Annotated in this window: 19 protein-coding genes; 7 read left to right on the top strand and 12 right to left on the bottom strand. The window is 67.2% G+C overall.

Annotated elements, in window-relative coordinates:
* Positions 1–33 precede the first annotated feature (33 nt).
* The 6 genes from cheA to flhD form a co-directional block, all read right to left on the bottom strand.
* Positions 34–2274 carry a chemotaxis protein CheA gene (cheA, locus tag WS51_RS11685; RefSeq protein WP_069229236.1) on the bottom strand — a complete coding sequence of 747 codons (2241 nt, stop codon included), beginning with the start codon at positions 2272–2274 and terminating at the stop codon, positions 34–36.
* Positions 2275–2307: 33 nt separating this feature from the next.
* Complete coding sequence (locus WS51_RS11680; protein ID WP_059452626.1) at positions 2308–2685, bottom strand: response regulator; 378 nt, start codon at positions 2683–2685, stop codon at positions 2308–2310.
* A gap of 107 nt (positions 2686–2792) precedes the next feature.
* Positions 2793–3812: a flagellar motor protein MotB gene (gene motB, locus WS51_RS11675; RefSeq protein WP_059505493.1), complete on the bottom strand. Its 1020-nt coding sequence runs from the start codon at positions 3810–3812 to the stop codon at positions 2793–2795.
* 13 nt (positions 3813–3825) lie between these two features.
* Positions 3826–4686, bottom strand: a complete 861-nt coding sequence (gene motA, locus WS51_RS11670; RefSeq protein ID WP_059452624.1) for a flagellar motor stator protein MotA — start codon at positions 4684–4686, stop codon at positions 3826–3828.
* 179 nt (positions 4687–4865) lie between these two features.
* Entirely contained in the window at positions 4866–5420 is a 555-nt protein-coding gene (gene flhC / locus WS51_RS11665; RefSeq protein WP_059452623.1) for a flagellar transcriptional regulator FlhC, read from the bottom strand.
* A 93-nt stretch (positions 5421–5513) separates the two neighbouring features.
* A complete protein-coding gene (gene flhD, locus WS51_RS11660; RefSeq protein ID WP_034193026.1) occupies positions 5514–5834 on the bottom strand; it encodes a flagellar transcriptional regulator FlhD in 321 nt (106 codons plus the stop codon).
* 39 nt (positions 5835–5873) lie between these two features.
* Between flhD and WS51_RS32080 the strand changes: the two genes are divergently transcribed.
* Positions 5874–6269, top strand: a complete 396-nt coding sequence (locus tag WS51_RS32080) for a hypothetical protein (RefSeq protein WP_155773592.1) — start codon at positions 5874–5876, stop codon at positions 6267–6269.
* Positions 6270–6498: 229 nt separating this feature from the next.
* Positions 6499–7563: a glycosyltransferase family 4 protein gene (locus WS51_RS11655; RefSeq protein WP_059505495.1), complete on the top strand. Its 1065-nt coding sequence runs from the start codon at positions 6499–6501 to the stop codon at positions 7561–7563.
* Between the two features lie 108 nt (positions 7564–7671).
* Here the strand turns inward: WS51_RS11655 and WS51_RS11650 are convergent, their stop codons facing one another.
* Positions 7672–7968 (bottom strand): H-NS histone family protein, encoded by a 297-nt coding sequence (locus tag WS51_RS11650; protein ID WP_059452621.1) that lies wholly within the window; start codon positions 7966–7968, stop codon positions 7672–7674.
* A gap of 297 nt (positions 7969–8265) precedes the next feature.
* Here WS51_RS11650 and aqpZ point away from each other — a divergent pair, with 297 nt between their 5' ends.
* Positions 8266–9006, top strand: coding sequence for an aquaporin Z (aqpZ, locus tag WS51_RS11645; protein ID WP_069229235.1), 741 nt, complete (start codon positions 8266–8268; stop codon positions 9004–9006).
* A gap of 156 nt (positions 9007–9162) precedes the next feature.
* Here aqpZ and WS51_RS11640 read toward each other — a convergent pair whose 3' ends face one another.
* A complete protein-coding gene (locus WS51_RS11640) occupies positions 9163–9996 on the bottom strand; it encodes a Cof-type HAD-IIB family hydrolase (protein WP_059505497.1) in 834 nt (277 codons plus the stop codon).
* 154 nt (positions 9997–10150) lie between these two features.
* Positions 10151–11032 (bottom strand): glucosamine kinase nucleotide-binding domain-containing protein, encoded by an 882-nt coding sequence (locus WS51_RS11635; protein WP_069229234.1) that lies wholly within the window; start codon positions 11030–11032, stop codon positions 10151–10153.
* Positions 11033–11173: 141 nt separating this feature from the next.
* Between WS51_RS11635 and WS51_RS11630 the strand changes: the two genes are divergently transcribed.
* Positions 11174–11779 (top strand): DNA-3-methyladenine glycosylase I, encoded by a 606-nt coding sequence (locus tag WS51_RS11630; protein ID WP_059452617.1) that lies wholly within the window; start codon positions 11174–11176, stop codon positions 11777–11779.
* Positions 11780–12122: 343 nt separating this feature from the next.
* Here WS51_RS11630 and rpsU read toward each other — a convergent pair whose 3' ends face one another.
* Positions 12123–12335: a 30S ribosomal protein S21 gene (gene rpsU, locus WS51_RS11620; protein ID WP_006401410.1), complete on the bottom strand. Its 213-nt coding sequence runs from the start codon at positions 12333–12335 to the stop codon at positions 12123–12125.
* A 548-nt stretch (positions 12336–12883) separates the two neighbouring features.
* Here rpsU and WS51_RS11615 point away from each other — a divergent pair.
* From WS51_RS11615 to WS51_RS11605, 3 genes are all read left to right on the top strand, one after another.
* On the top strand, positions 12884–13702 hold the full coding sequence (locus WS51_RS11615) for a flagellin domain-containing protein (protein WP_059452616.1): 819 nt from the start codon (positions 12884–12886) through the stop codon (positions 13700–13702).
* 184 nt (positions 13703–13886) lie between these two features.
* Positions 13887–15320 carry a flagellar filament capping protein FliD gene (gene fliD / locus WS51_RS11610; RefSeq protein ID WP_059505502.1) on the top strand — a complete coding sequence of 478 codons (1434 nt, stop codon included), beginning with the start codon at positions 13887–13889 and terminating at the stop codon, positions 15318–15320.
* 40 nt (positions 15321–15360) lie between these two features.
* The gene (locus tag WS51_RS11605; RefSeq protein WP_069229232.1) at positions 15361–15660 is read left to right on the top strand and encodes a flagellar protein FliT; all 300 of its coding nucleotides are present in this window, start codon (positions 15361–15363) and stop codon (positions 15658–15660) included.
* Between the two features lie 166 nt (positions 15661–15826).
* On the opposite strand, the gene WS51_RS11600 is transcribed toward WS51_RS11605, so the two are convergent.
* On the bottom strand, positions 15827–18316 hold the full coding sequence (locus tag WS51_RS11600; RefSeq protein WP_069229972.1) for a tetratricopeptide repeat protein: 2490 nt from the start codon (positions 18314–18316) through the stop codon (positions 15827–15829).
* A gap of 56 nt (positions 18317–18372) precedes the next feature.
* On the bottom strand, positions 18373–20883 hold the full coding sequence (locus WS51_RS11595) for a tetratricopeptide repeat protein (RefSeq protein ID WP_069229971.1): 2511 nt from the start codon (positions 20881–20883) through the stop codon (positions 18373–18375).
* Positions 20884–20897 lie beyond the last annotated feature (14 nt).

Raw genomic sequence — 20897 nt, 5'->3', positions numbered from 1 at the left:
CACGTTTGCCCCCAATCGGTTGAATGGCGAAAGTCAGAAGATCGCGAGCTCGGCGCCGGCTCGGGCGCCGTGCGTCGCACGGGTTTCACGGTTCAGCGCCGCGACGTCGACGATCAGTGCGACGCTGCCGTCGCCGAGGATGGTCGCCGCCGAGATGCCGTGCACCTTGCGGTAGTTCGTTTCGAGGTTCTTCACGACCACCTGCTGCTGGCCGACGAGCTCGTCGATCAGCATCGCGAAGCGGCGCCCCTCGGTTTCCATGATCGTGACGATGCCCTGGGTCGGGTCGGTGCGCGCGTCCTCGACCGAGAACACTTCGTGCAGCGCGACCAGCGGCAGGTATTCGCCGCGCACGCGCACCACGCGCTCGCCGTTGCCGACCGTGTAGATGTCGTCGTTCGACGGTTGCAGCGACTCCATCACGAAGTTCAGCGGCAGGATGAAGATCTCCGTGCCGACCTTCACCGACATCCCGTCGAGGATCGCGAGCGTGAGCGGCAGCACGATCCGCGTGGTCGTGCCGCGGCCGGCCTGCGACGAGATCTCGACGTGGCCGCCCATCGACTGGATGTTGCGCTTCACGACGTCCATCCCGACGCCGCGGCCCGACACGTCGGTCACCGTCTCGGCCGTCGAGAAGCCCGGCGCGAAGATCAGCTGCCAGACTTCGTCGTCGCTGATGTTGTCGGGGATCTGCATGCCCTGCTTGGCGGCCTTCGCGAGAATCCGTTCGCGGTTCAGGCCGCCGCCGTCGTCGCTGACCTCGATCACGATGTTGCCGCCGTGATGCGCGGCCGACAGCACGAGCTGGCCGACCGCGTCCTTGCCCGCGGCGATGCGCTTGTCGACGGTCTCGATCCCGTGGTCGAGGCTGTTGCGCACGAGGTGCGTGAGCGGGTCGATGATCCGCTCGATGAGGCTCTTGTCGAGCTCGGTCGCCTGACCGAACGTGACGAGCTCGACCTGCTTGCCGAGCTTGCCGGCCAGGTCGCGCACGAGGCGCGGGAAGCGGCTGAACACGTAGTCCATCGGCATCATGCGGATCGACATCACCGCTTCCTGCAGGTCGCGCGCGTTGCGCTCGAGCTGCGCCATCCCGTTGAACAGGCGGTCGTGCAGCGCCGGATCGAACGCGCTCGCCGTTTCCGCGAGCATCGCCTGCGTGATCACGAGCTCGCCGACCAGGTTGATCAGCTGGTCGACCTTCTCGACGCCGACGCGGATCGAGCTGCCTTCGGCACCCGATGCGGCAGCCGCCGGGCGCGGGCGCTTGTCGTCGTGGTGCGCGGCGGCCTGCGCAGCCGACGCGGCAGGTTCCGCGTGCGGTTGCGCGGCGGCTTGCGGCGCCGGTTGCGCCGGCGCTTGCGGTGCGGCGGCGGCGGCCGGTGCGGCACCGGCGGCTTGTGCGAATACCTCGACGCGCGCGGCCGGCTCCGGCGCGGCGGCCGGTTCGGGCGCGGCCGTCGCGACGGCGGGCGCCGCCGGTGCGGCCGGCGCGGTCCCGCGCGCGATGCGGATCTGGCTGTCGTCGATCACGAAGCAGCACACGGCGACGATGTCGTCGGACGGCACGTCCGATTCGAGCCACAGCGTCAGGTCGGCACCCGCTTCCTCGCGGGCGACGATCCGGCCGAGATTGCCGAGTTCTTCGGTCAGCAGCGCCTGGTCCTTCGCGTCGACGCCTGCGAGCGTGATCTTCAGGTGCGGGCCGCCCGCGCCGGCGTCCTCTGCCGGATGCGCAGCCGCGACGGCCTGTTCGACCACGTGATCGGGCGCGCGATCGCCAGCGGCAGGCGCCGGCGCCGGTGCGGCCGCCTCGGCCGGCACGGCGGTTGCTGCCGGCACGGCCTGCGCGGCATCCGCCGCCGCGGCCACGCCGCCGCCGCTTTCTGCCTTCAGGCGTTCGAGCTTCGCGCAGATCGTCGCGGCAGCCGCCGCATCCGGTTCCGCGCTCGCGCGATAGTCGGCCAGCTGGTCGGACAACACGTCCTTGGTCTCGAGGAACGCGTCGACCATTTCCTTGGTCAGCGTCAGCTCGTGGTTGCGCGCGCGGTCGAGCAGCGACTCCAGGATGTGGGTCGTCTCGGTCAGCGCGGAAAAACCGAAGGTCGCCGCGCCGCCCTTGATCGAATGCGCGGCGCGGAAGATCGCGGCCAGGTCCTCGGGGTCGGGCGAGCCGACGTCGAGGTTCAGCAGCAGCTGCTCCATCTGCGCGAGCAACTCGTCCGCTTCGTCGAAAAAGGTCTGGTAGAACTGCGTGATGTCGAGAGTCATGCCCGGTCACCGGTTGGATACGTCGCGTTCATGTCAGGAGGCGGTCTGCTCGGACAGCGTCGCGACCAGGTCGACCAGCACGGCCGGGTCGATCGGCTTCTCGATCCAGCCCGTCGCGCCCGCGTCGCGCGCGGCGTCCTTGAAGGCATCGCTGCCTTCGGTCGTCAGCACGAGGATCGGCGTCTCTGCGTAGGCCGTCAGCTTGCGCAGCGCGGCGATCACCTCCAGCCCGCTCTTGCGCGGCATGTTCTGGTCGGTCAGCACCAGGTCGTACGGCACGGTGGCCGCCAGGTCGAAGCCGGCTTCGCCGTCCGGCGCCACCGTCACGTCGTAGCCGGCCTGCGCGAGCGTCGCGTGCAGCAGCGCGCGCATCGTCGCGGAGTCGTCGATGGCGAGAATGGTGCGGATCATGCCGGCCTCCGCAGGTCCGCTCCGGAATGGCTGACGGCCCCGTCGGGGGGCAGCGGACGAAGTGGGCGTGAGGGTTGTTTCATGCGTGTCCCGGAATCTTGGAAGCGTCAGGGTTTCGGCGCCACGGCGACGGCGCTCGCGAGCGCCGGTCGCGCGGCCGGCGCCGGGCCGCCGAGCTGCTGGGCCAGCAGCTTCGAGCCCGCCGCGTCGGCCGACAGCGTCGTGGTCGTCGCGTCGTCGCGCATCAGCGCATCTTCGGATTTGCGGTTCAGCACGATCACGCTGATCCGGCGGTTTTCCGGATCGAGCGGATCGGCCTTGTTCAGGTTCTGCGTCGACGCGAGGCCGAGCACGCGCAGCACCTTCGCCTCGTCCATGCCGCCCGCGATCAGCTCGCGGCGCGACGCGTTCGCGCGGTCGGCCGACAGCTCCCAGTTGCTGTAGCCGCCTTCGCCGCCCGCGTACGGCACCGCGTCGGTGTGGCCCTGGACGATGATCCGGTTCGGCACGTCGTTCAGCGTCTTGCCGATCTCGCGCAGGATGTCGCGCATGTACGGCTCGACGTGATCGCTCGACATCGCGAACATCGGCCGCTTCTGCGTATCGACGATCTCGATGCGCAGCCCCATCAGCGTCGAATCGATGCGGATCTGCTGCTTGAACTGGCGCAGCGTCGGGTTCGCCTCGATCGCCGCCATCAGCTTGATCTGCAGGTCGTGCAGGCGCGTCTGCTCGAGCCGGTCCTGCGCGCCCTGCGCCTGCGAGCGCGTCTTGTCGTCGCCGGCCTTCGCGACACGGTCGGCGAGGTTGGTCGTGCCGTCGGTGCGGCGCAGCGTGCCGGCATCGACGCTCGACAGGTCGCGGCCGCCGCCGTTGATGATGCTCGAGTCCTGCGAGCTGCGGTCGCCGCTGCCGAACAGCGCGGCCTTCAGCGGCGTGTTGAAGTACTCGGCGATGCCCTTCAGCTGCACCGGCGTGACCGAGCTCAGCAGCCACATCAGCAGGAAGAACGCCATCATCGCGGTCATGAAGTCCGCATACGCGAGCTTCCATGCGCCGCCGTGGTGGCCCTTCTTCTGCGGGGCCACCCGTTTGACGACGATCGCGCGATCCTTGTTCTTGCTCATCGAACGCTCCGCGTCACTTCGCCTTCACGCGGCGTACGTGCTCTTCGAGCTCGGTAAACGACGGCCGCTCGGTCGAGAACAGCACCTTGCGGCCGAACTCGACCGCGATCGCCGGCGCATAGCCGTTCAGGCTCGCGAGGATCGTCACCTTGATGCACTGGAACATCTTGGTCGACTCGGCCACGCGCTGCTCGGCGAGGCTCGCGAGCGGGCCGATCAGCCCGTACGACAGCAGGATCCCGAGGAACGTGCCGACCAGCGCCTGCGCGATCATCGCGCCGAGCACCGCGGGCGGCTTGTCGGCGGAGGCCATCGTGTGCACGACGCCCATCACGGCCGCGACGATCCCGAATGCCGGCATCGCGTCGCCGACGCGCATCAGCGCGTGCGCCGGGCCCTCGCCTTCCGCGTGGTGCGTCTCGATCTCCTCGTCCATCAGGCTCTCGATCTCGAACGCGTTCATGTTGCCGCCCACCATCAGACGCAGGTAGTCGGTCAGGAATTCGACGATGTGGCGATCGGCGAGGATCTTCGGGTATTGCGTGAAGATCGGGCTCTTGTCCGGATCGTCGATGTCGGCCTCGAGGGTCAGCGTGCCTTCCTTGCGCGCCTTCGCGAGCAGCACGTACAGGAGCGCCATCAGTTCCATGTAGACGTCCTTCGTGTACTTCGAGCCCTTGAAGAGCGTCGGCAGCACGCGCAGCGTCCCCTTGATGGTCTTCATGCCGTTGCCGAGGATGAACGCGCCGACGCCCGCGCCCGCGATCATCAGGATCTCGACCGGCTGGATCAATGCGCCCAGATGCCCGCCTGCCAGCGCATAACCGCCGAAGACGGACAACAGCGTCACGAGTGTTCCCACGATAATCAGCACTGCCTGTCCCTCACGAATGACCGGCGGGGAGACCGCCGTTAATCAGGTTTACGGCAGTCGGCAGGAAAACTTTCGCGGCCGCGCCACGGCGGCACGGCGGTGTTTACCAGCAAGCCCCGGCCGGTTCGCGCGGCGGGCGGCAACCATCCGGCTACCGCTCGCGCCCCGCCGGGCGGCGCTCAGGCCGCGGCGGCGGACAGCTCGGCGCGCGCGGCGGCGGCCTTGCGGGTCTTGCCTGCGCGCGACGGCGGCTGGCAAAGGCCGCACACGAAACCTTGATGCGGATCATGCGCATGCGCGACGAAGTGGCCGCCGCAGCGCGTGCACGGAGTCATCTGCAGCATCCCCGAGTCGAAGAAGCGCACCAGCGTCCACGCGCGCGTGAGGCTCAGCGCAGCCTCGTCGCCGGACAGGTTCACGTGCTCCAGATACAGCCGGTACGCCTTCACGATCGACTGGATCGGCTCGCAACGGCCGTGGTCCTGCATGAACCGGTAGATGTTGTAGAACAGCGACGAGTGGATGTTCGGCTGCCACGTCATGAACCAGTCGGTCGAGAACGGCAGCATCCCCTTCGGCGGCGACGCACCCTTGAGCTCCTTGTACAGCTTGATCAGGCGATCGCGCGACAGGCTCGTCTCCGCCTCCAGCAGCTGCAGGCGGGCGCCCAGTTCGATCAGTTCGATGGCGAGGGTGATTTCCTTCACCTCGATCACGACGCTTTTGCTTGCCATGGTGAATAACCGTCCGCTGACGTTGTTCGAATGAGTGGCCAATACGTCGCCTGCCGGCGCGGCGCGCCGGGACGAACGCAAGGCGGGAAGTGATCAGCGGACGCTTTCGACCGGCTGCCCGGCCATCAGGATGGCCGAATGCGCGTGCGTGACGACATCGCTGCGCCCCTTGTCGGCGAGCGACGACAGCAACGCGTGATCGTCGAAGCGGAAGCGGCACAGCATCTGGTTCGACGCGGCGAGCTTCACGGTCTGGGCGAGCGTGAGGTTCGCGAGCACGTCGGCCAGTTCCTCGGACACGCCCATGCGGAACATGCCCATCGCTTTGTCTTCCCGCAGCAGGCGCTGCGCGAGGAGGAGGTACGACAGGTTGACCTCTTTGATCTCACTGAGCATTTCGCTGGTGGCGCTCATGATTCCCCCGTTAAGAGCTTTGCTTTGGCCTTTCATGTTATGAAAACGTTTGCTCGATCAGGCCCCGTTGGGCGCACCGTCGGCACGTTTATAGTCTTACAGGGCGAATTTTGGTCAAACGGCATTTATGCCGGTATCAGCGAAGTGGCGTATGCCGCGCAGGATTTGTCTGTAAACCGTGTAGGAATTTTTCCGACAAAGCGAATTGAAAGGGAACAAACGGCGGGGCGAATGATGCGCGAATTCGTCGACGATGCGCTTGCGCATGGGAAGAATCCGGCTGAGGGCGTCCCGGCAAGGCTGCCGGGAAATGAATCGGTAAAAATTATAGTGGTTTTTCACGATAGCGCAACAATTCTCGTTGCCATATCGCTTTGCGTTTCCGCACCCTTTTTATCGGGGTTTTCGCGTATTTCACGGTGTAACAAGCCTTAAGTGTTTGAAAAAACACTCGAACCCCCGAAGGCGATATCGATAATGGACTCCAATGGGCGGTGGCTGTAGCCGCGCCGGCCCGCCCCGCAGCTTGCCGCCCGCCTTCCGCGCACCGCGCGCCGGACGGGCCACGTACCGCACAGCGCGTGCGTCGGCGAGTTCCGCAACCTTGCATCGGACCAGCGTGCGCACCAGAGCGCCCCGCGCTGGTCGACACCGGAGAACGCCCATGCGTATTGCCCAGATCGCGCCGCTTTACGAAGCTGTCCCGCCGAAACTCTATGGCGGCACCGAGCGTGTCGTGTCCTACCTCACCGAGGCGCTCGTCGAGCTCGGCCACGACGTGACGCTGTTCGCGAGCGGCGACTCGGTCACGTCCGCCCGTCTCGAGGCGGCATGGCCGCGCGCACTGCGGCTCGACCCGTCGATTCGCGATTCGATGGCGCCCCATATGCGCCTGATCGAGCAGGTCGCCCGTGTCGCGCACGAATTCGACGTGCTGCACTTCCATCTCGACTACCTGCCGTTCTCGCTGATGTCGCGCCTCGATACGCCGTACGTGACGACGCTGCACGGCCGCCTCGACCTGCCGGAGCTGCAGCCGGTATTCGACGCATTCCCGGACGCGCCGGTCGTGTCGATCTCGAACAACCAGCGCAAGCCACTGCCGCAGGCCGCGTGGGCCGGCACCGTGTATCACGGGCTGCCCGACACGCTGCTCACGCCGCAACCGGACGTGAAGCCCGAATATCTCGCGTTCCTCGGCCGGATCTGTCCCGAAAAGCGGGTCGACACCGCGATCCGGATCGCCGCGCAAAGCGGGCTGCCGCTGAAGATCGCCGCGAAGGTCGACAAGGCCGACGCCGACTACTTCAAGGAAGTGATCGAACCGCTGCTGGGCGAGGCGCACGTCGAATTCATCGGCGAGATCAACGAGGCGCAGAAGCCCGCGTTCCTGTCGGGCGCGAAGGCGCTGCTGTTCCCGATCGACTGGCCGGAGCCGTTCGGGCTGGTGATGATCGAGGCGATGGCCTGCGGCACGCCGGTCGTCGCGTTCAACCGCGGCTCGGTGCCGGAAGTGATCGAGGACGGCATGACCGGCTTCATCGTCGAGGACGTGCAGGGCGCGGTGGGTGCGCTGCACCGGATCGACAGCCTGTCGCGCGACGCGATCCGCGCACGTTTCGAGACGCGCTTCAGCGCGAAAGCGATGGCGCGGCGTTATGTCGAAACTTACGAATCGCTTTGCACGGCGGCAAAACGGCCGGTGCTGCGTCAGGTCGCGGGCGCGTGACGCTGAAATTCGTCAGGAAATATCGGGCAAAATTTGCGCTGAAATCGGCGTGAAAATCCCGAACACGCGAAAGAGCCGCATCGTCGATGCGGCTCTTTCTTTTTGCGGTCATTCGATCAGGAAACGGTCGCGGTTTTTCCCGACGATCCAATTCGGCGGCTTGCCGCGCCCGCTCCAGGTTGCGCCCGACTTCGGATCGCGGTATTTCGGGGGCAGCGGTGCCTTTTTCGGCGGACGGCCGCGCCGCGCTCGCTCCGCGAAGCCCAGGTCCTCGGCCGTCAGGCCATATTCGGCAATCATTCGCTGGACATCGGCGATCACCGCCGCCACTTCCTGGCGACGCACGTCATCCGCCTGGGCCTGCAACTCGGCGATCTGCGCCTTGAGTTTCGCGTATTGAGACATTTTTCGACTCCCCTTTTCCATGATGCGGCTCCGGCGAGTCCGGCCGGAACACCAACATCCGTTACGTCATCGTACTGCCGCCCTGCGCTTCGAAATTAATGCCGTCATCTTTAACCGATTCGTCGATATCGAGAATGCGGACTTATTCTAATAAAAGCCATTCGCCGCTCATTCAAATTTAACAATCGTTGACCCTCTCGAGGCCGATTCATTTCCTATAATCCAGACCAATTCGGGCGTCGGAATAAATCATCCGGCCGTCCGTTTGTCTTCAACCCACTTGAACGAGGTCCTTACATGAATCTTTCTCAGCGTCTGGCTGCAGAGGTATTCGGCACGTTCTGGCTGGTGCTCGGCGGGTGCGGAAGCGCCGTGCTGGCCGCCGCCTTTCCGGGCCTCGGCATCGGCTTTGCCGGCGTCGCGCTTGCCTTCGGCCTGACCGTGCTGACGATGGCATTCGCGATCGGCCATATTTCGGGCTGCCATCTGAATCCGGCGGTGAGCGTCGGTCTGACGGTTGCCGGCCGCTTCCCGGCGCGCGATCTCGCGCCGTACATCGTTGCGCAGGTGGTCGGCGCCACGCTGGGTGCATTCGTGCTGTACCTGATCGCGACCGGCAAGCCCGGCTTCGACGTCGTCGGCAGCGGCTTCGCGACGAACGGCTTCGGCGAGCGCTCGCCCGGCCACTACTCGCTCGGCGCGGCGTTCATCTGCGAAGTCGTGATGACGGGCTTCTTCCTGTTCGTGATTCTCGGCGCCACCGACAAGCGCGCGCCGGCCGGCTTCGCGCCGATCGCGATCGGCCTGTGCCTCACGTTGATTCACCTGATCTCGATCCCGGTCACCAACACATCGGTGAACCCGGCTCGCTCGACCGGCACCGCGCTGTTCGTCGGCGGCGACGCGATCGGTCAGTTGTGGCTGTTCTGGGTCGCGCCGATCATCGGTGCGGCCATCGCAGGGATCGTCTACCCGCTGATCGCCGGGCGCGACGATGCTGTCTCCCTGCTGCCCGCATCCGCTCGCACCAGCGAATAAACACTACGGGGTCGCGCGAGCAGAGCAGCGAGCCTCACGCTGTCGAACAACATCGAGGCAGGTAATTTGGACGGGCGCCGCTGGCGCCCGTTTTTCATGGCCGCTCGTCTTGGCCGCTCGTCTTGGCCGCTCGTCTTGGCCGCTCATCTTGGCCGCTCAGGAAGCGGCGACGCCGTCGAGGGTGTCCTCGAGCGCGAACAGCGTGCGCAGGTGACGGGCGACGCCCGCGTCGAAGTTGTTGCCGATCCGCGGGATATGCGGCAGTTGCGCGATCAGGTCGGGGTTCGCGTTGTTCATCATGAACGCGTGGCCGGCCGTTTCGAGCAGGTCGATGTCGTTCATGTTGTCGCCGAAGGCGATGCAGTGGCCGGCATCGACGCCGAGCCGCGCGAGCACCGCACGCAGCGCGCGGCCCTTCGACACGTTGGCGGTCATCACCTCCAGACAGTCCGGCAGCGAGTACGTGACGTACAGCGCGTCGCCGTACCGCACGCGCATCTGCTCGGCGACCACCGCCAGATCGGCCGGCTCGCCGATGTACAGCACCTTAGCGATATCGGCGCCGTCGTGCGCGGTCATGTCGATCACGTCGTAGCGGAATCCCGAATCCTGGTGGAATTCGAGCAGGTGCGGCGCGTCGCGATCGATCAGCCAGCCGCGATCGGTGAACAGGTTGACGATCACCCGCCCGTGCGCGCCCGTCACCTCCGGCTGCACGAGGCCGCGCACGATTGCGGGATCGATGTCCTGCGCGTGGATCGCCGTGTCGTCCGGCGCATGCACACGCGCGCCGTTCGACGTGATCAGGTAAGGCCGGATGCCCAGCACGTCGCGGATACCGGCGACGTCAGCGTAGTGGCGCCCCGTCGCGATCACGAACTGCAGGCCGTCGCGGTCGAGCCGGCGGACGGTTTCGATCGTGTACGGGTCGAGCTGGTGGTCGCTGTTCAGCAGAGTGCCGTCGAGATCGGTGGCGATGACTTTGTACATGGGACGGGGAATGACGCGCAGGACGCTGCGGAACCGCCATTTTAACGTCGTGCACCGGGAGCCGCCGGACGGTTAGCGACCGGCACGGGTTTCGGGCTGCGCGACCGGCACAGCCGGCCCGGCCTGCCCGCCGCACACCGGCCGTCCGGACCACTCACTCCGCTTGCGTCGCCGCCAACGCCTGCAGCGCGAGCCGCAACGCGCCGTGCGCGGAATCGTCGAGCGGCGCGCGCAGCCGGGCCGCGTGGCGCGCCGGCACGGCCGGCGCCAGCGCGTCGGCGAGCCCGCCGCACAGCGCGACCGGCAGCGCCTGTGCAGGATCGAGCGCGTCGATCATCTTGCCGATCTCGTCGCCGGCCTGCGCGATCAGCGCTGCAGCGCAAGGATGGTCGCGGTGCGCGAACACGATCGGCGCGAGGCGCGCGTAGATCGTCTGGTTCGCATCGCACGACCACTGGACGAGCGCATCGCGATCGTGCGCGCCCGTTTCCGCGAGCAGCGCGTAGGCAAACGCGTCGCGCGGCGCCCGGCCGTCCAGCGCCTGCTGCGCGTAGGCCAGCGCGCGCATGCCGAGCCACGCGCCGCTCGCCTCGTCGCCGGACGGAAAGCCGAAGCCGCCCGCGATCCGGCAATCGCCCGCCGCGTCGAGCGCCGCGGCGATGCTGCCGGTGCCGAGCGCGACGATGAGGCCCGGTGCGCCGCCGTGCGCGCCGACGACGGTCGTATACGCGTCGCTCTCGATCGCGAGCGCGCCGAGCGGCGCCTGCGCACGGAACGCGGCGAGCCACGCGGCATTGTTGACGCCCGCGAGCCCGCAGCCGAGCGCGCATTGCGACCAGTCGAAAGCGAGCCCCGCCCGTGCGAAGGCATCGGCACAGGCCGCGCCGATCGATGCCCACGCGCGCTCGATGCCGAGGCCGAGCCCCGACGGGCCGCCGCGCCCCTGCGCGAGCTCGCGCCCGTGCCGGTCGGCCAGTACCGCGCGGGTGCCGGTGCCGCCGCCGTCGATGCCGATCGCGAAAAGTAATGCCGTCATGCGTTGATCCTGCTGATTCGAACAGGCGCCAAGCTTAACCGGATCGGCGCCGCGCGCCCATCTGCCGTTCGGCCGGCTATGCCGAGAATGGCCGTTCCGCTATGCTGGCACGATCGAATCGACACTGGAACGAGGCGGACGATGTCGCAGCGGTGCAACTGGGTAAAGACGGAAGCGGATGCTCACTATCACGATACCGAGTGGGGCGTGCCGTCGCATGACGATCGTCACTTGTTCGAAATGCTGATTCTGGAAGGCGCGCAGGCGGGGCTGTCCTGGTCGACGATCCTGAACAAGCGCGCCGGCTATCGCGAGGCGTTCGCCGAGTTCGATGTCGACGCGGTCGCGCGCTTCACGCCGAAGCGCATCGAGAAACTGCTCGAAAATCCCGGCATCGTGCGCAATCGGGCGAAGGTGGAATCCGCGGTCACCAATGCGCGGGCCGTGCAGCGCATTCGGGACGACCACGGGTCGCTCGCGCAGTTCCTGTGGTCGTTCGTCGACCACACGCCGGTGCAGAACGCGTGGCAGTCGTATCGCGACGCGCCCGCATCGACGGCCCAGTCGGATGCGCTCAGCAAGGCGCTGAAGGAATACGGCTGCAAGTTCGTCGGCTCGACGATCTGCTACGCGCTGATGCAGGCAACCGGGATGGTCAACGACCACGAGACCGGCTGTCCGTGCCACGCCAGATGCGCGGCGCTCGGCGGCAAGCAGCAGCCGGCGGGGCGCCGCAAGGCAGGCTGACGGCGCGAAACCCGCTCCGCGCGCCGGGCGGCCGCGTTCGGCACGTCATCGGGTCATGCGCGGCCCGGCGCGCACGCGCTGCGCTTTTCTCTTCATTCTTCACGCACGCGCCGCCGCCGTCACGCCGCTGCCGAACGTCGCGATGACGACTCCGGAGCGCACCCGGCCGCGGCGCCCCGAAGCCCCCCCGCAAGCCATCGAAACCGCCGCGTCGCGCTCAGCGGCCGCTGCGCCAGCGCTTGAATCCGAGACCGATGCCCGTTTCCCGGCGCCGAAAAGCAAAACGGCGGAGCGGCTTCTTTCGAAGCCCGCTCCGCCGTTTCGCGGCGAACCGTAGATGCTCTTAGTGGAGCTTCTTCGGCAGCATCTGGCTGCGCAGACGCTTGTGCAGGCGCTTGACGGCTGCTGCCTTCTTGCGCTTGCGGACTGCGGTCGGCTTTTCGTAGGACTGGCGTTCGCGCAGTTCAGCGATCAGGCCATTTTTTTCGATAGCACGGCGAAAGCGGCGAATCGCCACTTCGAACGGCTCGTTTTCTTTCAGAAGAATCGTCGTCATGTCGTTCCTAAATTGCTTAAACGGTCAAAAACGTAGCGGCCAAGCGCCACGCACCGGCCATCCGGGCGTCCCCACAACAGGCGAAACGAGCGGAAATACGGCCTCGGAGGCCGGAAAAGAGAGGCACAAAGCACCGCGAGTACGCTTCACAAGCCGCGTGCAGCGCCGCGTTTGACTGCCAGCAAGAGTGCCGGGACGGCACAGGCTTGACAGAAAATCTCAATTCAGCCCGCCATCATATCAGGAAATCACAGACAAAACCATCCTTTTGTCGCTTCCGGTTCGCCGCCCCGCGCGGCGCGGTCGCCCACACCGTCGAACGAGGCCGTCGCGCAACCCGGCCAAAATCGCTGCCAGCCACGCCGGGCGCGGACTTCGCGGCAGCGGCATGCTTCCGTCCCGATTTTCCTCACGCATCCCTCTAAAGTTTTCGCCGGGTGCCGCCGTCAACCAGGAAAGGCGGGCAGCGCCACTCGCGATAAAGCGCAACGCCGAAAACGAACCTGATCCCTGTCTGTACTCAGGCATTTTCCAAAACGAGGAAGCAAATGCTGAACATCAACACCAACATCCTTTCGCTGTCGACGCAGACGAACCTGTCGGGCTCGCAAAACGCGCTGTCGCAAGCGATCAACCGCCTGTCGTCGGGCAAGCGAGTGAACAGCGCGGCAGACGACGCAGCGGGCCTCGCAATCGCGACGACCCAGACGGCCGCGATCAACGCGCTGAACCAGGGCGTGTCGAACGCGAACAACGGCATCTCGATGGTCCAGACGACGGCCGGCGCGCTCCAGTCGATCGTCGACAACCTGCAGCGTATCCGCCAGCTGGCAGTTGAAGCAGGCGACGGCTCGCTCGACTCCAACGCACGTGCAAACCTGCAATCGGAAGTCTCGACCCGCCTGACGGAAATCTCGCGCGTCGCAACGCAAACGACGTTCAACGGCCAGTCGGTCCTGCAAGGCCTGAGCACGGTCAGCTTCCAGATCGGCGCGGTCAACGGCCAGACGATCGCCGCTGACTTCGGCACGCAAAGCTGGGACTCGGCCAACCTCGGCCTGTCCGCGCTGACGGTTTCGAGCGTCACCGATTCGCAAGCTGCGATGGGCTCGATCGATGCAGTGCTGACGAAGGTCAACACGTTCCAGGCAACGCTCGGCGCAACGCAGAACACGTTCCAGTCGGCGATCACGAACACGCAGACGCAGTCGACCAACATGTCGGCAGCCCGTTCGCAGATCACCGACGCGGACTTCGCGACGGAAACGGCGAACCTGAGCAAGGCGCAAGTGCTCCAGCAAGCAGGCATCTCGGTGCTGGCACAGGCGAACTCGCTGCCGCAGCAAGTCCTGAAGCTCCTGGGTTAATACCCCACGACCGGCGGCGCGCGTCTCGCGACGCGCCGTCCGCCGGCACGGGCGCCGCGACCTGGGTCCGGCGCCCGCGCCTTTTCATCGCGCACCCGGGAGGCTGGCCTCCCGTTGCGCGCTTGTTCGACACCGACGCGCGATTCGCCCGACACTGCCCGGCGACGCGGACCGGAGCCCCCGAATGACCTCGACGACTACCACCACCACGTCCTCCAGCGACCTGAACACCGCGCTCCAGCAGGCTGCGCAGTCCATCATCAGCGGCTCGACGAAGTCGTCGCTCGACGTCAATTCGCTCGTCTCGGCGCTCGTCACCGCGAAGACCGCCGCGCAATCGACCGCGCTCGCGAACAAGCAGACCTCCGACAACACCGAACTGTCCGCGATCGGGCAGATCAAGTCGCAGCTCGCGGCGCTGCAGACCGCGCTGCAGGGCCTCACCGACGGCACGGCGCTGTCGGCGCTGACCGCGACGGCGAGCGGCTCCGGCCTCACCGCCACCACCGCGAGCGGCGCGGCCGCCGGCACGTACGCGGTGAAGGTCAATGCCGTCGCGACCGCCAACTCGATTTCGTCGCCGGCGATCACGTCGGCCGATACCATCGGCAGCGGCACGCTGACCGTCGGCGTCGGCACCGGCTCGATGCAGGTGTCGGTCTCGTCGACCGATACGCTCGCGACGATCGCCGCGAACATCAACAAGGCCTCGAACAACCCGGGCGTGACCGCCACGGTGATCAATGCGTCCGACGGCCAGCACCTGGTGCTCTCGTCGAACAACACCGGCGCGGCGAACACGGTGTCGATCACCGCCGGCGCCGGCCTGAACAGCAAGCTCGACTCGACCCAGTCGACCTACAACACGGTGACGCCCGCCGCGGACGCGAACATCACGATCGCCGGCAGCACCGTGACGAGCGCGACCAACCAGATCTCCAACGCGCTGACGGGCGTCACGCTGAACCTGACGGCAGCGGCGGTCAACACGACGCAGACGCTCACGATCGCGCAGGACACGACCGGCATCACGACGGCGATCAACAATTTCGCGAAGGCGTACTCGACCTTCGTCACGACGGCATCGAGCCTGTCGTCGTACACGACCTCGTCGTCGGGCTCGACGGCCGGCCCGCTGCTCGGCGACGCGATGCTGAACTCGATCACGAACGGCCTCGCGACCGCGCTCAGCGGCGGCGTCACGACGGGCGGCAAGACCTACAGCCTGTCGTCGATCGGCATCAACCTGAACACCGACGGCACGCTGACGGTCGACAGCACGAAGCTGCAGACCGCGCTCACGACCAACGGCTCGGCCGTCTCCGCGATCTTCAACTCGACGAACGGCGTCGGGGTCGCGCTGAACAACTTCGCGAATTCGTACTCGCAGACGGGCGGGCTGATCGACCAGCGCACGGCCTCGCTGAACAAGGACCTGTCGAACCTGCAGGATCAGGCGACGCAACTGAAGAACTACCAGACCGCGCTCACGGCCCAGTACAACGCGCAGTTCACCGCGCTCAACACGCTGATGACGCAGATGCAGAACAACCAGCAGTACCTGACGCAGCTGTTCGGCGGGTCGAACAGCGCCGGCACGCTCGCCACCAACAAGTGACGGACCGGCATCCGGCCGCCGCCCACGAGGACATCCCGCCATGGAACATACTTCGCTGACACGCGCGCTGGCGCTCACGCACGCGCTCGCGGACGCCGTCTCGCACGACGCATGGGAGCGCGCCGCCGAACTCGTCAACGAGCGCGCCGCGCTGCTGATGTCGCTCGACGCGGACCAGACGCCCGATGCACTCGCGATCATCCGCGAGATCCAGCGGCTCGATGCGCACATCACCGAACTGGCGATGGCCGGCCGCGAGCGATTGATGACGAATCACCGGGCGGCGATGCAGCGCATCGACGCGGCGTCGCGTTATCAGTCCACCGGCATGCTCGGCTGAGCCGCACTAGCGCCGAACCAACGAACGAGAACAACAACGACGCCCGCGAGGGCGCTCTCCTCGAAGAGCCGCAGCGATGCGGCTTCTTTTTTTGGTGCGTCCGAACCGCACCGCACCGCGATACCCGGCGGCGCGGCGCGCGGGCGGGAGCGGCTGGGCGCCGCCGTTACCGCACTGGCGAGTCTTCCGGCGTGCCGGCGAGCCATGCGTCCCACATGCCGTGAAACGCATCCTCCAGGTGGCGGGCGAACCGCTTCGCGTCGCCGAGCGGCGAACGCTGCATCTGCTGGCGCAACCCGGCGCGCATTGCCGCGAGCTCGCCGCGATCGCGGGAGAACGCGACGGCCTTCGCGATGTAGTCCGCTTCGTCGCTTGCGATCCAGTCGCCGAGCCCGGCCGCATGCAGCAGGCTCTCGCAGATGTGCGTGACGAACCGCTCGCCTTTCATCCCGAGCACCGGCACGCCCATCCACAGCGACTCGGCCGTCGTCGTGCCGCCCGGATACGGGAACGGGCTGAGCATCACGTCCGCGCGGTTGTACGCAGCGAAGTACGCGTCGCGCGACGAGCCCTGCTCGAGGATCAGCCGGTCGGCGCCGATGCCGTGCGCCGCGAAACGCGCACGCGTTGCATCGCAGATGTCCTCGACCGCGAGTTCGTACGCCTTGAGCAGCAGCTTCGCGCCCGGCACGGCATGCAGCAGCCGCGACCAGACGCGCACCACGTCGTCGGTCACCTTCACCAGCTTGCCGAAGCAGCCGAACGTGATGTGCCCGTTGCGCAGCATCGGCAGCGGGCCGACCTGCACGTCGTGCGGCGGCGGCGTGAAACACAGGTAGCTGTCGGGCAGCCGCCACGGCCGCTCGACGAAGTGCGCTTCCTCGGCGACCGGCAGCACGTGCGCATCGCCGAGGAAATAGTCCATCTCCGCGATACCGGTCGACGCGAAAAAGCCGAGCCAGCTCACCTGGATCGGTGCCGGCTTCCACGCGAAGGCCGGCAGCCGGTTGTGCGCCGTATGCCCGGCCAGATCGACGAGCACGTCGATGCGCTCGTCGTGGATGCGCCGGGCCGTCTGCTCCGTGCCGAGATCCGTGATGCGATGCCAGCCGTCGAAATGCGGCTTCAGCCGCGCGGTGTAGTCGTCCTCGGTGTCGAAGGTCGTGAACGCGACCAGTTCGACGCGCGACCGATCGAGATGCGCGACGACGCTTTCGAGAAAGATGCCGACCGGGTGCCGCCGGAAATCGCCCGACACGAATCCGACACGCAACCTGCGCCCGTTCAACGGCGCCGGCTGGTGCCGCCACGGCTTCGCGTGCATCGACATGCGCGCGCCGAATACGCGCGCATCCGCCAGATACGCGTCGGGATCGAAGTCGGTCTGGCCCGCGAGGCAGAACAGCAGCGACGTGTAGGTGCCCGGATTGTCGGGATCGCACTCCAGCGCGCGGCGATAGCACTTGATCGCCGCTTCGACGTCGCCGGTCTTGCGCAGCACGTCCGCGAGATGCGCATGCCGGCGCGCGGTGCCCGGTTCCAGCGCCACGGCGGCTTGCGCGCTTTCCAGCGCCTCATGGACGCGTCGCGCCTGGCACAGCGCGATCGACAGGTTCTGGTGAATGTCCGCCGAATCCGGATCGAATTCGAGCGCGTGCCGGTACTGCACGATCGCGTCGTCGACACGGTCCAGCCAGTAATACGCGTGGGCCAGGTTCACGTAGCCCTCCGCGCGGCGCGGATCGAGCTCGATGGCCCGCTTGCCGGCCTCGACGGATTCCTCGATCCGGTTCTGGCTCTTCAGCGCCCGGCTCAGGTTCAGGTGTGCATCGACGTCGCCGCCGGACAGCTCGATTACCCGTCCGAAATGCACGATCGCTTCGTCGTTGCGGCCCGCTTCGCGCAGCGCGCTGCCCAGACAATTGTGGACTTGCGGATCCAGCGGATCGAGTTCGACCGCGCGGCGCAGCGTCGCGATGGATTCGTCGAGGTCGCCGCGCGCGAGCAGCGCGGTGCCGAGATTGCCGTGCACGATCGCCCGGCCCGGATTCAGCGCGACGGCTGCGCGATAGCTGTCCACCGCCGCGTCGAACTTGCGCTGCGTCGTCAGCACGTTGCCGAGGTTGTTGTACGCGTCCGCGTAGCGCGGGTCGTGTTCGATCGCCTTGCCGTATGCGAGCACCGCCGCATCCGACTGGCCGAGATCCTTCAGCGCGTTGCCCAGGTTGTTGTACGCCTGCGCGTAGTCCGGCCGCAACGCGATCGCCTGCGCGCAGTGCTGCATCGACGCATCCGGCTGCCGCGCCTCGCGCAACGCGTCGCCCAGGTTGTTGTGCGCTTCCGCGTAATCCGGCTGCCGACGCACCGCTTCGCGGTACTGCGCGATCGCGTCGTCGAGCCGGCCGCGCTCGCGCAGCGCGTTACCCAGGTTGTTGTGATAGATCGCGCTCGGATACGCGTCGATCGAGCGGCGCATCAGCGCGATACCTTCATCCGGCTGCCCTGCCTGACAGGTCAGCAGCCCGAGGAAATGCAGCGCGTCCGGATGCGCGGGCTCGCGCGCGAGCAGCTGCTCGTAGCCCGCCTTCGCGTCGCCCAGCCGGCCCGCCTGGTGATGCGCCAGTGCGGCGCCGAGAATGTCCGTGGTCTGTTGCATATCGTCGTTGCGTCGTTGCGTCGTTTCGTCGTTCGCGCGCCGCCCTGCCGGGCGGCTCAATTCCGTTCGTCGCCTGCGGCCACCCGCTCGTCGGCGCCGGCGTTGGTCCGGTCCATCCACATTCCGTAAAACGCGTCCTCGAGATGTTTCGCGAAGCGCGGCGCATCGCACAGCGGCGACGCGAGCAGCCGCGCCCGCAACGCCTGCCGCAGCGCGTCGAGCCGCTCGGGATCGGCCGCGGCGGCCACCGCCTTCGCGACGTAATCGTCTTCGTCGCGCGCGATCCAGTCGGCCAGCCCGGCCGTCTGCAGCACGCTCTCGCAGATGTGCGTGACGAACCGCTCGCCCTTCATCCCGAGCACCGGCACGCCCATCCACAGCGACTCGGCCGTCGTCGTGCCGCCCGGATACGGAAACGGGCTCAACATCATGTCGACGCGGCGATAGGCCGTCAGGTAATCGGTGCGCGGCGAGCGGCCTTCCATCACCAGCCGGCTCGCGTCGATTCCGTTGCGCGCGAACCGCTCGGCCGTCCGGCGCAGCGCACGCTCGCCGTCGAGCTCGCCCGCCTTCAGGAACAGCCGCGCGCCCGGTACCGCGGCAAGCACCCGCGACCACACGCGCACGACCGCATCGTTCATCTTCCCGAGCTTGCCGAAATAGCCGAACGTCATCGCACCGTTCTCGCGTTGCGGCAACGGGCCGACGTCGAGCGCCGGATGCGGCGGCGTGAAGCACAGATAGCTGTCGGGCAGCCGCCACGGCCGCTCGACGAAATGCGCTTCCTCGCCCGGCGGCAGCACGTGCCGGTCGCCCAGCACGTAGTCGATCGCGCGCAGCCCCGTCGACGCGAAGAAGCCGATCCACGTGACCTGCACCGGCGCGGGCTTCCACGCGAACACGCCAAGCCGGTTTTGCGCCGTGTGGCCCGACAGGTCGACGAGGACGTCGATGCCGTCCGCGCGGATCCGCTGCGCGGCCTGCTCGTCCGACAGCTCGAGCAGTGGATGCCACGCGTCGAAGTGCGGCTTCAGGCGCGCGGTCGTGTCGTCTTCCGCCGCCGACGTCGGATACGCGATCAATTCGAGCCGGTGTCGATCGAGATGCGCCAGCACGCCTTCGAGGAAAATGCCGACCGGATGCGTCACCAGGTCGCCCGACACCCAGCCGATGCGCAACCGTCGGTTCGACGCACGCACGCTGGTGTCGATATGCGCGAACGGCCGCGCATCGGCTTCGACGTATTCGCCGAAACGGCGCGCCGCCCGGCGCGTCTCCTGCTGGTCGATCGACGGATGCGTGGCGAGCGCGAAGATCAGCCGGTCGTGCAGGACCGGGTTCGTCACGTCGAGCTCGACCGCGCGGCGGTAATGCGCGAGCTCACCGTCCACATCGCCGAGCATGCCCAGCACGTCGCCGAGCGTCATGTGCGCGGGCGCGGCGCGGTCGTTCAATGCGAGCGCCGCGCGCGCGTGATGCAGCGCGTCGTCGGCGCGGTTCTGCTTCAACAACACCATCGCGCAGCGATGATGCGCGTCGATGTCGTTCGCATCGAGGTCGGTCGCGGCGCGGTAGCACATGACGGATGCGTCGTACTTGCCCAGATCGTGATACATGTCGCCGAGCATGCGATAGGCGGGACCGTGATCGGGCGCCAGTTCGAGCGCGCGCGTCATGCACTCGGCCGCACGCGCCGTCTGCCGCCGGCGGTACAGCACCTCGGCAAGGCCCGCGTGCGCGTCGGCGCGCAACGGCGACAGTTGCGCGGCGCGTTCGAACTGTGCGATCGCCGCGTCGGCCTGCCCCGCGTCGCGCAACGCGGCACCGAGATCGACACGCGCCTGCGCGTCGGCAGGCGCCAGTTCGACGAGACGGTGCAAGCTCGCTATTGCCTCGTCGCGGTCGCCTCGCGCGAGCAGCGCGGCACCGAGATTGCGGTGCCCGATCGGGTTCTGGGGGGCCAGCGCGACGGCCGCGCGATAGCTGTTCACCGCCGCGTCGAACTTGCGCTGCGTCGTCAGCACGTTGCCGAGGTTGTTGTACGCGTCCGCGTAGCGCGGGTCGTGTTCGATCGCCTTGCCGTACGCGAGCACCGCCGCGTCCGACTGGCCGAGATCCTTCAGCGCATTGCCCAGGTTGTTGTACGCCTGCGCGTAGTCCGGCCGCAACGCGATCGCCTGCGCGCAGTGCTGCATCGACGCATCCGGCTGCCGCGCCTCGCGCAGCGCGTCGCCCAGGTTGTTGTGCGCTTCCGCGTAATCCGGCTGCCGACGCACCGCTTCGCGGTACTGCGCGATCGCGTCGTCGAGCCGGCCGCGCTCGCGCAGCGCGTTACCCAGGTTGTTGTGATAGATCGCGCTCGGATACGCGTCGATCGAGCGGCGCATCAGTGCAATGCCTTCATCCGGCTGCCCTGCCTGACAGGTCAGCAGCCCGAGGAAATGCAGCGCGTCCGGATGCGCGGGCTCGCGTGCGAGCAGCTGCTCGTAGCCCGCCTTCGCGTCGCCCAGCCGGCCTGCCTGGTGATGCGCCAGTGCGGCGCCGAGAATGTCCGTGGTCTGTTGCATGTCGTCGTTGCGTT

The organism is Burkholderia territorii (assembly GCF_001718335.1).
Classification (GTDB): Bacteria; Pseudomonadota; Gammaproteobacteria; order Burkholderiales; family Burkholderiaceae; genus Burkholderia; species Burkholderia territorii.
The sequence above is the reverse complement of the archived record's forward strand: the minus strand, read 5'-3'. Positions and strand labels throughout refer to the sequence as shown.